Here is a 14327-nt window from a genome sequence, read left to right on the forward strand (position 1 = left end):
TCGTCTGAGCGCCGCCCTGACGAAATTTCCCAGCCGTAGACCTAGCTGACTTTGAGGATCGACCCAGTGCAGACAAAAGCGTCAAAACTACTGTGTCTGACTGTATTTCACCGCTTTCGCTAAAGCATCACTTCGCTTCAGAAGTAGCGTTAGAATCGGAGCGACGAGGGCAGAGATGCCTGCGGCAATCAGGAACGATGTCTGGTAACCGAAGCGCTCGGCTATTGTGCCTGCGCCTATTCCGCCCGCCATGCTGACAATGCCGTCCATGCATTGGAATAGTGTAAAGTCCACTCCTGCCTGGCGAGGATCCGACCAGCCCATGAAGCATGCATAAAGGGCGACAAAGCCGATAGACATGACTCCGGAAGAACTGGTGATGGCGAGTGTCATGACAATCCAGTGTGCCGTCTCGCGGTGAAGGGCAAGGAGCGCAAAGGCGCACAGTAAAAGCGACTGCGCAATGATCGATAAGAGAAGTACGCGTCTAGACCCGTAGAGGCGGACCAACATTCCGCCTAAGAGCGCTCCGGCAAACCCGACGATCATACTTCCTGCACCGTTGAGAAGTCCCAGCGATGCGAGACTGAACCCGTAATCGATAAGGAAAGGACCAAGCATTGCCAGCCCCCATTTTTGGGCTGCGACATAGAGAGCCGCGATGACGAGGCCATTTCTGATCTCTTGTCGGTTCAGTGCGCGCCGCATGGAGGGAGTTTGGTTACGCGTCTCTACCCTGGCTATGGCCGATGGCCCGCACATGAAAGGCAACATGAGCAGGACAACGAGGGCCGCCATAACCAGGGTCGCGGTCGTCCAACCGTAAAGGTCGACAAGAACAAGGAACAATCCTGCCCCGATGGCGGAGCCTAGATAGGCACCCCCCACCTGTGCCGCATTTGCCCAACCATGTTGTTCTTTCGACAGCGCCTCAACTGCGTAGCCATCGCACGCAATATCAACAGTTGCAGTCACGACAGCGATAAAGAACAGGATCGCAATGGCGACGATGACTGGCGATGGTCCGGCGAATGCGAGAATGACAAGACCGAATGCGCAGGTTCCCACTCCCGCGCCTACGATGATCCTTGACCTGTTTTTGCCAACGCGGGGAAGTCTGAAACGTTCGATGAATGGCGCCCAAAGAAATTTGAGCGCCCATGGCAGCACGATCAGGTAAAGCAGGCCGATCTTATCAAGCGGAAGTCCTGCCGTTCTTAAAACAGCAGGAAGCCCGAGGAAGGTGAAGCCGCCAATGACGCTTTGCCCGACATAAAGACCACCGACCGCAGCGAAAACGATTGCGGGCGACGGCTGCACGCCTCTTGCATCTGGCGTCGTCATCAGAAGTTGTATTTGACGCTGGCGACGAGTTTTCTACCTTCATCAAAGAGGCAGTAGCCAGTCGTGCAGACTTGATTGACTTCATCGAGCAAGTTGGTGGCATTGACCTGCAGCTTGACGCCTTCCATCGCGTCGTTCAGCTTGCCCAAATCATAGCGCAAGGCCGCGTCTACGAATGTACGCGCGCCATTGTTGATGACCCTCGTATGGGCATCATCACCAAAACTGGACCCGACATAGCGGACACCAGCGCCAACACCCAGCCCTTCCAGTGGTCCACTCTGGACCTCGTAATCTGCCCAGAGCGAGAACATGTGGTACGGTGAAGAGTTGAGCTGATTGCCGACCGTAGCCGGAGTCTGCTTGGTTATTTCAACGTCGTTGTAGGAGTAGCCGCCGGTAAAACTCAAACCATTGTCGAGTGACGCCGTGACTTCAAATTCAATCCCGCGGGAGTGAAGGTCGAGTTGACGCAGTGACATGGTGTTGGTGTCATAGAGAGATGCGTCCTTCTGCCTGATATCGAAATAGGCGGCGGAAAGAAGAATGTTCTGATCTGGTATCTCATACTTGACGCCGATCTCGTACTGTTTGCCACGAGTTGGGTTTGCCTGACTTTGCGTACCCGCCAGGATCACCCCCGTATTGGCGAAGTAGGACGTACCATAACTGATGTAGGGCATGACATTCCAGGACGTCACATATCCAATCGAGGCCCGTCCGGTTGTTACGCTGTCATTTCTGGAACCGCCGGTGCCAGCGCTGGTATAGTCGCTGTCGTGCCAATCATGCCGCAGGCCAAGTCCGATCCGCCATGCATCAAGTTCAATCTGGTCCTGAACATAAAGACCAATCGAACTCTGCTTTTGCGTTTCGACATAATTGATAGCGGGAACGTAGGTGGAGGTGGGAGTAAAGCGGTTCGGTCCGTCTCCCTGGCGCGACGTATACTCCATGAAGCTGTAATCAATGCCGCCGATCAATTTGTGTTGGGCGGCCCCAGTTTGAAACTCAGCTTCGAGATAAGTGTCCGTCGCCAAGCCCTTATTGTCTTCGTAGACAATGCCGGGATAACTGCTGTCCACCCACTCTTGCCTGGTCGAAAGATCGGAATAGCGCAGCTTGTGGTGTAGCGTCAGTGTGTCGTTTATTTCGTGTTCGAGCTCGTAGCCTATGCGCCACTGCTTCTGGTCGAAGTCATTGAAACGAGCATCTCCACTGTAAACAGGCGTTGCGCCAGTCGACACATAGTTGCTGTTATAAGTGTTGACGTAACCCCACGTTCCGCCTGTGGTTGAGTCCATGTACTCGCCGAGCACCGTGAACTTCGTACCTTCATCCGGTTTCCACGTCACAGCAGGAGCGATCATGACGCGATCGTCCTTGATGGCTTTCACCTCATTACGCGCATCGCGGGCAACGCCTGTCAGACGATAAAGGACAGATCCATCATCCGTCACTGGACCGGAGAGATCGAAGGCACCCTGGACACGTCCGTAGGAACCGTACTGGAGTTCAACCTCCCGCACACGCTCTTCCGTCGGCCGCTTAGAAACGATGTCGACAATCCCGCCGGAACTGCTTGCACCATAGATCGACGCTGCGGGGCCGCGCAGAACCGTTGCCGCTTCCATGCCGTAGGGCTCAAGCCTGAACAGACCGTTGGGGCTGCTGATCTGACGAAGACCATCTCGGAATACACCTGTATATGTCAGGTCTATTCCGCGTAGCTTGAACGTGTCAAAGCGTGGCTCAGTACCGTAGGCACCGCTACGTGCGCCTGGGGTGTAATCGATTGCTTCCTTGAGGTTCTGTGGTTGCCTGTCATCCAGTTGTTTTCGGCTGACAACCGATACCGATTGTGCAGTTTCGGCTACATTCATATTCGTTTTCGTCGCACTCCGACCGGATTTCGCCACGTATCCTTTCGACTCGACGATACCCGCTACACCCTCATTGCCGGAGCCCTGGACAACGACTGTCTCAAGGACCGTAGAGCCACCATTTCCGTTGGCTTCCTGCTGCGTGGTAGCAGGATCGAAAATACGGACCGTATTGGACTCCGTGATGGTGAAACTCAGACCGGAGCCAGCGAGCAGCTGCGTTACTGCCGCTGAAACGCTGAGCGGTCCCCGAACGCCGGCGGTCGTCTTTCCTTTGGTAATTGCCGAAGGATAGAGCATGCGCAGATTGGCTTGGCGTCCCAGCGTCAGAATAGCATTTTCGAGGGGACCGGCAGGAACGGATAACGTCGCGACAGCAGGGGCAGCCGCTGCGGTCTGAGCACGCGCAATCGTGGGTCCTGCGGCAGTTGCTATCGACAGTCCAATCATAGTGGTTGTCGCCAGCCCCATTCTCATGTGCACGTATTTTGACGAAATCATTCAGTACCCCTTCACGCCTGGTCATTGACGCACCGCGCAAACGCGCGTTGCTTCCTGCAGACCTAGAGTAAAAAGGACCCAGACATCCTGACGTGCTTTTTCAAAAAAATTATCGTGAGCGGACGACCACAACCATGCTGGTCAGCTTCGTCACTGTGACCGGGAGATTGGTTTCGAGAATTCGAAGCGCCTGATCGGTGTCGCGAAGATCGAAAATGCCTGAAACACTTAAACGAGCGGCGGTTTCATCGAGAATGATAATTCGGCCGTGACGATATTGCGCCAATATATTGAGCGCTTGTCGAAGCGACTGACCAGAAAAAACGAGTTTTCCTTCGCGCCAGGCTGTATTGGTGGCCACATCCTGCCGGGAGACGATGGCCGCTCCATGAGCGTCCAGTGTAACCACGTCTCCGGCACCGAGTCTTGTAATGCCTGAACTCGTTTCGACCTGGACCTCGCCTTCTTCAACTTGAACCTCTTGTGGCAGCGTTCCATTGCGGGAGCGCACTGCATATTGAGTTCCAATTGCCTTGGCTGTCAGACCGTTATTATCAACAATGAAGGGGCGTTGCGGATTTTTCGCCACATCGAAAAACGCTTCACCGCGCAGCAGAACGACACGCCGTTCTTGCTCGGCATATCGTGTTTCCACAGCTGTATCGGAGTTCAGACTGACCTGAGTTCCGTCCTCCAGAGTCAACACACGTGTTTCTCCGACCGCTGTATAATAATCGGCATGAAGGCGGTCGATCAAACCCGTTCGCTGAGACAGGAAAACGGACAATCCACCCAGACACAGAATGCAGATTATTGCCAGTGCTGTGCGTTTGGACCCTGATCGCCGATGACGAGGCGCCAGAGGGACATTACGCAAGTCGCCCCAAAGTGCAGCCATTTCCTGATAGGCGTCGTTGTGCGCTGGATTTGCCGCCAGCCAGTCCTCGAATGCCTGTCGGTCGGATGCCGATGCGTCAGCCGATTGCATGCGCGCCACCCACAGCGCCGCCTGTTCGGCCAGACCATCATCTGTCGCCTCGCTTTGTTGGTCACGCATGGGTGTTTGCCATTCTCAATTGATTCCAGTCAGCATATCTATATGTCGAGCAAAGAACATGCGAGCGCGTGTAGCTCTATCGGCTGTTCAATTTCGCTCTGGCATCACGGCAATGAAGCAACGCTTTGATGATATGCTTCTCCACCATGTTTCGAGATATGCCGAGCCGCACTGCGATCTCGCCATTGGGAAAGCCATGAATACGACTGAGGATGAAGACTTCCTGGCACCGCTTCGGCAGAGCACTGATTTCCTGTGCCATCACGGCCAGATGCTGTCGCCCCGTGACGATTTGTTCCTGATTAGGACTGTCACAGGCAACCTCAAGCCCGGCTTCCAGCGAAACCAGTAGGGGCCGTTCGCGCACCTGTTTGATGATCGTGAGCCGCGCGACCGATTTTGCGATCTGAAACAGGTAGGCCTTCGGATTTTCAATCGATGTTGTCTGGGACACCTGTAAAACGCGCAACGCAGTTTCCTGCATCGCGTCTGCGGCATCTTCACGATTTCTAAGGCGACTTCGGAAGAACCGTAACAGGCGGTCACTCTCCTGCGTTCTTAAAAGGTGCAATAATGCCGTACTCATAAACGAACAACATCCAACAGCTTCTTCATAAACCGCCCCAGCTTTCCTGCGATGGTCGATAACCAATTTAATATGACTTTATAACTCATGTTAACGGAACGCAATGCGTGAACACCAGATCAAAACAACGCCAGTCTGGACTGAGGGTCGTTATTCTGGGATGCTGTGGCGAAAATGCACGTGCGCAAATCGCTCTCGATCTTCCAAATGGTTTGAACTTATTAAACCGCCTCGGCTCTGCCAGAGCCCCATCTCATGAGGGTAGCGGAAGGAGGTGAAGCGAGCACCCGTAAACATAACCAATAAGTTATATATTCGCGCGTTTATTTCATTTTAAGAATGACACCCCCGGTGACAAACTCGCCATATTAGCATTACGTGCTACTGACCGGCGAGGGAGTGCGCCGACAAAGGGAGAGAAAAACATGAAGAAGCTGCTTTTGGCCGCTGCCGCCGCGCTCGTTTTTGGCACGGTTGCTCAGGCCGATACGATAAAGGTTGGTGTCGTCGGGCCATTCTCCGGTCCTTTTGCTCTGCAGGGCAAGAATTTCAAGGCGGGTATCGACGCCTACATGACGACCAATGGCAACAAGGTTGGCAGCGACACGATCGAGATCATCTATCGCGACTTGCCGGCCGCCGACCCGGCGCAATCCAAGGCGCTAGCGCAAGAACTGGTCGTCAAGGAGAAGGTCCAGTATCTCGCGGGCTTCTATTTCACGCCCGACGCCATGGCCGTAACCCCTATCCTGAAACAGGCCAACACGCCGCTCATCGTCATGAATGCGGCGACATCCGCCATCGTTACCAAGAGCCCGCTAGTGGTTCGCACCTCGTTTACCACATGGCAGACGTCAACGCCCATCGCAAAGGTGGCCTATGACCGGGGGGTAAAGAAAGTCATTTCCGTCGTCAGCGACTACGGCCCGGGAGTCGATGCTGAAAATGCCTTTAAGGCGGGCTTCGAAAAAGCCGGCGGCGAAGTTGTCGAAGCGATCCGTATGCCGCTTTCGACGAATGATTTCAGCCCGATCATGCAACGGATCAAGGACTCCGGCGCTCAGGGCGTCTTTGCTTTTCTTCCATCGGGCCCAACCACACTTGGTTTTGTGAAAGCCTACAATGAAAACGGCCTGAAGAACGCAGGTATTCAGGTCTTCGCACCTGGCGACCTGACACAGGAATCCGACCTTCCAGCCCTTGGCGATGCCGCACTGGGAATGCTGACCAGCTTCCATTACGCGGTTTCGCACGAATCGGCTGAAAACAAGGCCTTTGTCGAGGCTGCGAGCAAAGCAATCGGCAACCCAGCCGAACTGACCTTTCCGGCAGTGGGCGCCTATGATGGGATGCATGTCATCTACAAGATGATCGAAGCCACGGGCGGCAAGCAGGATGCCGAGAAGGCAGTCGAAGCCGTGAAGGGTCTGTCTTGGACAAGCCCACGCGGACCCGTTTCCATCGATCCGGAAAGCCGTCACATCACGCAGAACATCTATCTGCGCGAGGTTGCCAAGGATCCAGCTGGCAAGTTCTACAACAAGGAAATTCAGACCTTCGAGAAGCAGGGCGATCCGGGTCTCGCAGCAGCAAAATAAAGCAGCATTTTGCTCGTCTCAACCGCCTGAAGCACGGCAGTATTCAGGCGGTTTCTCCATCTAGAATTCCTTAAAGCATTGGTTCAACTCATGCAGACTGTCTTCAGCATCGCGGTCGATGCCCTCGCCTACGGCATGGTGCTGTTCGTCATTTCGATCGGGCTTTCGGTAACCATGGGCCTGATGCGCGTGGTGAACCTGGCACATGGCGCATTTGCGATGATTGGTGGCTACATCGCCTCTTACGCCACGCGTGACCTGGGGCTTGGCTACGGCGTTGGCGTGTTGGCCGCTGTCGTGGGCACCATCATCATCGCGGTGCCGATAGAGCGATTTCTCTATCGCCGCATCTACGGAGCGCCCGAGCTGACGCATGTGCTGATGACGATTGGCATCACTTTCTGTGTCATCGGCATTGCCAACTACGTCATGGGTCCCACTCTCAAGACCATCCCCCTGCCTGCAGAATTGCAAGGCTCTGCCGACCTTGTATTTCGGACTATTCCCATGCATCGGCTATTTGCGATCGCCTCGGGCATCGTGGTGGCGGTATGCCTGTGGTTCACCATCGAGAGAACTGGCTTTGGCGTAAAACTGCGTGCCTCTGTCGATAACGCCGCTATGGCAGCCGCCTTGGGCGTGCGGACTGAAATCATCTATGCACTCAGCTTCGCAGTCGCCGTTGGTCTCGCCGCATTTGGCGGGGTCGTCGGCGCTGAATTGCTGCCCGTAGAGCCATATTACGCGCTTCGCTATATGGTCACTTTTCTCGTCGTCGTTTCAGTCGGCGGCGCAGGCTCCATTCCCGGCGCACTGATTGCCTGTCTGGTGCTGGGTGGCATCGATACGACGGGACGCTATCTCATGCCCGAGTTTGGAGAATTTTTCTTCTACCTCGCCGTCATCGCGCTCATCTGCGTATTCCCGCGCGGTTTTGCTGGAAGGAAGAATTAGCATGAGCACAAGTCAATCAGTACAGCACCACGCGCCGTTGGCCGCGCCTCACCGCTCCGTCAGCAAGGATTTCGCCGGGGTTGCTGTCATTATCGCGATTGCCATTCTCGGATACTTCGTCTTTCCAGACAATCTCGCCTTGCTCACCCGCATCATCGGCATTGCCCTGCTGGTCCTGTCACTCGATCTGGTGACCGGTTACTGCGGTGTGGCGACGCTGGGGCACGCGGCGCTGTTCGGCTCAGGCGCTTACGCTGCCGGTATCGTATCTGCTCATTACGGTGTAACCGACCCATTGCTGATGGCGCTGGTAGGAATAATTGGAGGTGCCGTTGCCGGACTGGTGTGCGGCATTGTCATCCTGCGGGCGCACGGCCTGCCGCAACTGGTGCTGTCCATTGCTCTCATCCATCTCTTTCATGAATTTGCCAACAAGGCTTCATCCTGGACAGGAGGCAGCGACGGCCTGAGCGGCATTTCGGCAGACCCCGTGTTCGGCTATTTCGAGTTCGATCTCTACGGCCAGACGGCTTATGTTTTCGGAGTCTGTCTCTTGGTGCTCATCTTTATTCTGTTGCGCTTTCTGGTGCGCTCTCCATTCGGGATGCTCTGCCGTGGGATCAAGGAAGACCCCATTCGCATCAAGGCCATGGGTGCCTCGCCGAAAGCGGCCTTGATAAAGATGTATGTCATTTCAGGCGCCGTGGCGGGAGTGGGCGGAGCACTCAACGCAATCTCTACGCAGGTCGTCGGCCTGGACAGCCTCTCATTTACACTGTCTGCCGAAAGCCTCGTCATGTTGGTACTTGGTGGCACCGGGTCATTGTTCGGCGCCCTCGCAGGCACCGTCATCTTCATGCTGTTTGAAGATTATGTTTCTGCCGCCAACCCGTTTCACTGGCTGACGATGGTAGGCGTTCTGCTCATCGCAGTCGTGCTGTTTGCCCCCAAAGGCCTTTACGGTACCTCGGCCAATTTCTTCAAACAGCGCAGGGAGATACCGCGATGAGCCCGGCCTTCGAAGTCGTCAATCTCAAGAAATCCTTTGGCGGCCTTGCCGTCACCAATGACGTCTCGATCAGCATGGACCCCGGCGATCGCGTTGCTCTGATTGGCCCGAATGGCGCTGGCAAGACGACCTTCGTCAACCTTGTGACTGGCAATCTTTCGCCTGATTCCGGCGATGTTCGCATCGGTGGCGAAACGGTTACGCGCATTGACGCAGCCGGACGGGTCAAGCGCGGTCTTGTACGGTCGTTTCAGGTAACCCGCCTGTTTCAGGAGATGACACCGGCTGAGCATGTCGGCCTCGCCATCCTGCAACGACAAGGCAGGTCGGGAAGGATGTTCGGCAATTTCCTGACGATGCCAGACATCATGACCGAGGTCGAGCAGATGCTGACCACGCTTGGATTGGAAGAACTGATGCATCGCCGCGTGAGCGAGATTGCCTACGGGCAGCAAAGGCTTCTGGAAATCGCTGTTGCAATGGCACTCAAACCAAAGGTGCTGCTTCTCGATGAGCCTGCGGCAGGCGTTCCGCAAAGTGACACCGGCCGGATTGAAAAGGCGCTCGCCGACCTCCCGTCAGATCTCGCAGTGCTGATGATCGAGCACGACATGGATCTCGTCTTCCGCTTTGCAAAGCGGGTTATCGTGCTGGCGGCAGGCACCATCATCTTCGATGGCCTGCCTGTCGATGTTACCAAGGATGCGCGCGTGCGCGAAGCCTATCTGGGGAGCTACGCCAATGCCAGCCATGCCGCTTGAGGTGCAGAACCTGTCTGCCGGTTATGGCCCAACGCAGGTTCTCGACAAGGTTTCATTTTCAGTCGCAACTGGCGGCCGTCTGGCCGTACTTGGACGTAACGGTATGGGCAAGACGACTTTGCTTGCCACCCTGGCAGGGCAGACCCGGCATTACGATGGAAGCATCCGCATCGGCACCAACGATGTGACCGGCCTGGCGAGTGCGGCAAGGGCACATTCCGGACTGGGCTATGTTCCCCAGGCGCGGTGTATCTTTCAGACACTGACTGTGGAGGAGAACCTGTTGGTTGGACTGAAAAACCGGCCCAGGACCGCCATTGAAGAGGCCTTTCAGATGTTTCCGAGACTGAAGGAACGCCGCCGCAACTTCGGAAATCAACTGTCTGGCGGCGAGCAGCAAATGCTCTCAACTGCGCGAAGCATTCTGGGCCGCCCGGCCATTCTTCTGCTCGACGAACCGCTTGAGGGGCTTGCTCCCGTCATCTGCGAGGAGCTTATGATTGCCTTTACGGAATTGGCAAAGACAGGTGACATGACAATTCTTCTCGTTGAGCAGCGTATTCAAAGCGCACTCGACTTCGCCGATCAAGTCATAATCCTCGAGCGCGGCCGCGTTGCCTGGAGCGGCACGCCAAAAGCCCTATCGAGCGACCATGAGGTTGTCGACCGTCTGCTTGGCGTTGGCGGACTGCACTAGCTGAGTGGGTCATAACAGCGCTGCCAAACACGGGTTGTGGCTAAGAAATTGTCGTCACCATAAGGCGCTTTGAGGTTCCGATCTCATGGCGGCAATCACCGTCGAGGCAAAGTCCGGCGCCAGAGTGTCTTGATGCAAACGTTTCAGCGCCCACGCAACGCGGCCGTTTTGGAAAGCTGGCCGCGCTCAGGATAAAAACGCCGTTGATTCTCTTGTTATGATGCTGGGAGGAAGCAGAATGGGGCCGTCGATTGATCGCTGCTCCAGCACTGCGCGCACGGCGATTTCCGCGATTTGCTGAACAGGCTGGCGGATTGTTGTCAAGCGAGGCAAAACAAGGGACGCGAGTGGTATATCATCAAAACCAACAATGGAGAGGTCTTCCGGCACACGGATACCCATGTCGCGTGAACATCTGAGCAACCCGATTGCCTGTTGGTCGTTGGCGGTCGCGATTGCTGTCGGTCTCATCTCTTCCGGAACGGAGAGCAGACGCCTACCCATCTCTTCGCCGGATTTATAATCAAAATGGCCTTCTACCGACGTAAACTGAATCTCTCCGCCAAGCCGGGTTTGCGCCGAAACAATTTCATCGCAGAAACCTTGAAGTCGCTGAAGCGAAACCTCTGTGGTGCTTGGGCCAGCGATGTAGCCGATGCGTCGGTGGCCGAGTTCCAGCAGGTGTTCGGCAGCCAGGCGTCCTCCCTCAACATTGTCCACCGATACGAGGGAATAGCCTGCAAGCGGGCGGTCGACTGTGACGCAGGCCACACCTTTCGATAGTCGCTCACCTGCAAAACTGTTGCTGACGGGAGCAATTACAATTCCCGCTGGGACGCGCCCAAGCAGGCTCTGAACCTGGGTCTTTTCAGCTTCCGGGTCATCATGGGTATTGGCAAGCAACACAGAATAGCCTGCCGCTGATGCTAGGACTTCGAGATGTTTTGCGAGATCAGCAAAGAATGGATTGGTGATATCGGGAATCACCAGTGCGATGATATCGGATTTGTTCAGCCGCAGGCTGCGCCCAAGACTGCTGGGACTGTAACCAAGTCGCGCGATCGACTCTTCAACGCGCTGCCTGATGCCTTCGTTGACGGTGGCGTTCTTTGATAGGACACGCGACACCGTGCCAATCGATACACCCGCATCACGTGCCACGTCTTTAACAGTCGGCTTCAAGCTTCACTCCTATGTACCGACAGACCGCTGCAGCGGGTGAAGACTTTATCAATTAATTCCTTATGAAACGTTTCATATTGACGTGTCAAAAATTTGGCATTACCAAAATCCTACGTTGTCATAGAGCCTATGAAACGTTTCACCGATGGCTGGAGGGCTATCGGATCAACGGAGGAATGTTCATGAAAATTTTCGCTATTGCATCGATTCTCACACTTTCACTGACGACAGCCCTGCCCACAATCGCAACGGCTGCAGACAAACCTGTGGTTGGTCTTGTCATGAAGTCACTGGCCAATGACTTTTTTAAGAACATGCTTGAGGGCGCTGAAGCACATGCCAAGAAGCGCGGCGATTATGAACTCAAAGCGATCGGAATGCAGAACGAGACAGATTTCGAAAGTCAGGTAAACGGCGTCGAAAACTTTATCACCCAAGGTGTCGATGCCATCGTTATTGCTCCTGCCGACTCTCGCGCAATGGTCGCTCCTCTGAAACGCGCTATGGATGCCGGTATCACCGTCGTAAACTTTGACGTCGCTCTAGACGAACAGGCTAAGAAGGATGCCGGTGTGAACCTCGCATTTGTCGGTCCTGACAACCGCGCCGGCGCCAAGATGGTCGGCGATGCGCTTGCTAAGGATCTTGGCGAGGGCGCAAAGGTCGTCATCATCGAAGGAAACCCTGGTGCGGACAACGCAGCCCAGCGCAAGCTAGGTTTCGACGATGCCATTGCAGCTGGCAAGCTGAAGCTTCTGGATTCGCGCACAGCCCACTGGGAAACCGAAGAAGCCAATTCGGTCTTCTCGAACATGCTGACTGCACACCCTGATATTCAGGGCGTTCTCGCTGCCAATGACTCCATGGCAATCGGCGTCATCAAGGCTCTGGATGCTGCTGGCCGCAAGGACATCAAGGTCGTCGGTTTCGACAACGTTCCGGCTGTTGCTCCTCTCTTGAAGGATGGCAAGCTGCTCGGCACAGTCGATCAGTTCGGCTCGCAGATGGCGGCGAACGCCATTGACAAGGCACTTTCCGTCGTCGCCGGTGGACCGAAGCTTGAAGGCTGGATCAAGACCGACATCGAATTGGTTACAAAAGCCAACGTGAAGTAACACACCCCCATACACCGCCGCGCCGGACACACCCGGTGCGGCAATTTCCGGAGGGTCTTCTGTGACAATCTCACAATCCGGCGTTACTTTGCTCGCCTCACAAGAGGGTGCAGAGCAAAAGCCAATGCTTGAACTGCACGATATCAAAAAAAGCTTCGGCGGCACCATTGCGCTTAATGGCGTGAACCTTTCGGTCAACGCTGCAGAAGTCCATGGCCTCATTGGCGAAAATGGCGCGGGTAAGTCCACGCTCATCAAGACTCTTTGCGGGATCGTGAAGCCCGACTCGGGCGCAATCAGGCTAGCGGGAGAGATCTATGCCCCGCAGACGCCAAGAGACGCGAAAGCCAACGGCTTGCAGGTCGTCCATCAGGAATTCAATCTGCTTCCTTTTCTTTCCGTGTCAGAGAATATTTTCATAGAACATTTGCCGCGCAACGCTTTCGGTGTGGTGAAGCGACGGGAAATGAATGAACGGGCGCGCGCCGCGCTCGATGCAATCGGGCTTAGCGATATCGACGTGCGCTGGCCTGTTGAACGGCTTGGCATCGCGCACCGCCAGTTGGTGGAGGTCGCCCGTGCTTTGATGACGGACAGCAGGGTTCTCATCCTGGATGAGCCGACCGCGACCCTGACGTCGCGAGAAACCGAGCGACTTTTCTCAATCATCGAAGGGCTACGCGTCCGTGGCGTTTCCATCATCTTCGTATCTCACCATCTCGATGAAATTTCCCGTATCTGTGACCGGGTGACTGTGCTCAGAAACGGAATGACGGTGTTTTCAAGTGCGATTGCCGATACCGACCAGAACGAGCTGGTCCGCAGTATGGTTGGAAAGCAATTGCAAAGAGAGATGGCGAGCGATGTCACATCCAGCGCCAAAAGCAATGTGGTCCTCTCCCTTGATAAATTCCGCCACGCCCAGTCTCCGCACGAGGATGGCATATCCTTCGACTTGCATCAGGGAGAGATTCTGGGGATTGCAGGCCTTGTAGGCTCCGGCCGAACGGAACTTCTGCGGGGTATCGCAGCCGCGGAATTGCCTATATCCGGGCAGCTCACCCGTGATGAGAGAGTTGTGGCGTTTCGCTCGCCGAAGGATGCGATCGAGGCAGGCATCGGCTTCGTTACGGAAGACAGAAAAGATCAGGGCTTGATTCTCTCCATGGCAATCAGCGCCAACGTAACGCTGGCTTCGCTTGGTGAAGTGTCGAAATTCGGTCTGCTCGACAAAAATGCTGAGGTCGACGTGACACGTGAGCTGGGGTCAGATCTGCGCCTCAAATATGGTGGCCCCGCAGATAATGTTCTGACCTTGTCAGGCGGTAACCAGCAGAAGGTCGTTCTGGCTAAGTGGCTGGCACGCAGTCCTCGCGTGCTGCTTTTGGATGAACCGACCCGTGGCGTCGACGTTGGCGCTAAGGCGGAAATCTACGCCCTTATCCGCCGTCTCGCAGAAGATGGCCTGGCTCTTCTGGTCGTATCTTCCGAACTTCCCGAATTAATGACGCTATGCGACCGCATCCTCGTGATGTCTCAGCACCGCGTCGTCGGCGAAGTGGCGCGACCGGAATTTTCCGAAGAAAAAATATTGACTTACGCCTATCAGGGCGAACGGCGAAAGGCGGAGCATTGAAAAT

12 protein-coding genes are annotated in these 14327 nt (G+C 55.3%); 7 read left to right on the top strand and 5 right to left on the bottom strand.

The genetic code is table 11. The features are described 5' to 3' along the window. Window positions 1-87: 87 nt before the first annotated feature. From QRN85_RS03880 to QRN85_RS03895, 4 genes are all read right to left on the bottom strand, one after another. Window positions 88-1344, bottom strand: coding sequence for an MFS transporter (locus QRN85_RS03880; RefSeq protein WP_284757172.1), 1257 nt, complete (start codon window positions 1342-1344; stop codon window positions 88-90). Beyond that, on the bottom strand, window positions 1344-3728 hold the full coding sequence (locus QRN85_RS03885) for a TonB-dependent siderophore receptor (protein WP_284757171.1): 2385 nt from the start codon (window positions 3726-3728) through the stop codon (window positions 1344-1346). The genes QRN85_RS03880 and QRN85_RS03885 overlap by 1 nt, the downstream gene beginning before the upstream one ends. A gap of 109 nt (window positions 3729-3837) precedes the next feature. Further along, complete coding sequence (locus QRN85_RS03890) at window positions 3838-4785, bottom strand: FecR family protein (protein WP_284757170.1); 948 nt, start codon at window positions 4783-4785, stop codon at window positions 3838-3840. A gap of 76 nt (window positions 4786-4861) precedes the next feature. Further along, on the bottom strand, window positions 4862-5371 hold the full coding sequence (locus QRN85_RS03895) for a sigma-70 family RNA polymerase sigma factor (protein WP_502870756.1): 510 nt from the start codon (window positions 5369-5371) through the stop codon (window positions 4862-4864). A 425-nt stretch (window positions 5372-5796) separates the two neighbouring features. Here QRN85_RS03895 and QRN85_RS03900 point away from each other — a divergent pair, with 425 nt between their 5' ends. The 5 genes from QRN85_RS03900 to QRN85_RS03920 all read left to right on the top strand — a co-directional run bounded on the left by QRN85_RS03900 (window position 5797) and on the right by QRN85_RS03920 (window position 10390). Beyond that, the gene (locus tag QRN85_RS03900; protein WP_113091770.1) at window positions 5797-6969 is read left to right on the top strand and encodes an ABC transporter substrate-binding protein; all 1173 of its coding nucleotides are present in this window, start codon (window positions 5797-5799) and stop codon (window positions 6967-6969) included. Between the two features lie 90 nt (window positions 6970-7059). Further along, a complete protein-coding gene (locus QRN85_RS03905) occupies window positions 7060-7923 on the top strand; it encodes a branched-chain amino acid ABC transporter permease (protein WP_113091771.1) in 864 nt (287 codons plus the stop codon). A 1-nt stretch (window position 7924) separates the two neighbouring features. Beyond that, complete coding sequence (locus tag QRN85_RS03910) at window positions 7925-8932, top strand: branched-chain amino acid ABC transporter permease (protein ID WP_284757168.1); 1008 nt, start codon at window positions 7925-7927, stop codon at window positions 8930-8932. After that, window positions 8929-9693 (top strand): ABC transporter ATP-binding protein, encoded by a 765-nt coding sequence (locus QRN85_RS03915; protein WP_284757167.1) that lies wholly within the window; start codon window positions 8929-8931, stop codon window positions 9691-9693. Before QRN85_RS03910 ends, QRN85_RS03915 begins: the two co-directional genes overlap by 4 nt. After that, complete coding sequence (locus QRN85_RS03920) at window positions 9674-10390, top strand: ABC transporter ATP-binding protein (RefSeq protein WP_284757166.1); 717 nt, start codon at window positions 9674-9676, stop codon at window positions 10388-10390. The genes QRN85_RS03915 and QRN85_RS03920 overlap by 20 nt, the downstream gene beginning before the upstream one ends. 186 nt (window positions 10391-10576) lie before the next feature. Here the strand turns inward: QRN85_RS03920 and QRN85_RS03925 are convergent, their stop codons facing one another. Continuing rightward, window positions 10577-11572 carry a LacI family DNA-binding transcriptional regulator gene (locus tag QRN85_RS03925; RefSeq protein WP_284757165.1) on the bottom strand — a complete coding sequence of 332 codons (996 nt, stop codon included), beginning with the start codon at window positions 11570-11572 and terminating at the stop codon, window positions 10577-10579. A 182-nt stretch (window positions 11573-11754) separates the two neighbouring features. Here QRN85_RS03925 and QRN85_RS03930 point away from each other — a divergent pair, with 182 nt between their 5' ends. Beyond that, a complete protein-coding gene (locus QRN85_RS03930; protein ID WP_284757164.1) occupies window positions 11755-12687 on the top strand; it encodes a sugar ABC transporter substrate-binding protein in 933 nt (310 codons plus the stop codon). Between the two features lie 124 nt (window positions 12688-12811). After that, a complete protein-coding gene (locus QRN85_RS03935; protein WP_284757250.1) occupies window positions 12812-14323 on the top strand; it encodes a sugar ABC transporter ATP-binding protein in 1512 nt (503 codons plus the stop codon). Window positions 14324-14327 lie beyond the last annotated feature (4 nt).

The organism is Agrobacterium sp. fls2-241-TYG-188a (assembly GCF_030209845.1).

What these genes read in the sequence shown, in the direction of transcription:
- QRN85_RS03880 (WP_284757172.1), bottom strand. Translation starts at nt 1,344, where the DNA reads ATGACGACGCCAGATGCAAGAGGCGTGCAGCCGTCGCCCGCAATCGTT.
- QRN85_RS03885 (WP_284757171.1), bottom strand. Translation starts at nt 3,728, where the DNA reads ATGATTTCGTCAAAATACGTGCACATGAGAATGGGGCTGGCGACAACC.
- QRN85_RS03890 (WP_284757170.1), bottom strand. Translation starts at nt 4,785, where the DNA reads ATGCGTGACCAACAAAGCGAGGCGACAGATGATGGTCTGGCCGAACAG.
- QRN85_RS03895 (WP_502870756.1), bottom strand. Translation starts at nt 5,371, where the DNA reads ATGAGTACGGCATTATTGCACCTTTTAAGAACGCAGGAGAGTGACCGC.
- QRN85_RS03900 (WP_113091770.1), top strand. Translation starts at nt 5,797, where the DNA reads ATGAAGAAGCTGCTTTTGGCCGCTGCCGCCGCGCTCGTTTTTGGCACG.
- QRN85_RS03905 (WP_113091771.1), top strand. Translation starts at nt 7,060, where the DNA reads ATGCAGACTGTCTTCAGCATCGCGGTCGATGCCCTCGCCTACGGCATG.
- QRN85_RS03910 (WP_284757168.1), top strand. Translation starts at nt 7,925, where the DNA reads ATGAGCACAAGTCAATCAGTACAGCACCACGCGCCGTTGGCCGCGCCT.
- QRN85_RS03915 (WP_284757167.1), top strand. Translation starts at nt 8,929, where the DNA reads ATGAGCCCGGCCTTCGAAGTCGTCAATCTCAAGAAATCCTTTGGCGGC.
- QRN85_RS03920 (WP_284757166.1), top strand. Translation starts at nt 9,674, where the DNA reads ATGCCAGCCATGCCGCTTGAGGTGCAGAACCTGTCTGCCGGTTATGGC.
- QRN85_RS03930 (WP_284757164.1), top strand. Translation starts at nt 11,755, where the DNA reads ATGAAAATTTTCGCTATTGCATCGATTCTCACACTTTCACTGACGACA.
- QRN85_RS03935 (WP_284757250.1), top strand. Translation starts at nt 12,812, where the DNA reads ATGCTTGAACTGCACGATATCAAAAAAAGCTTCGGCGGCACCATTGCG.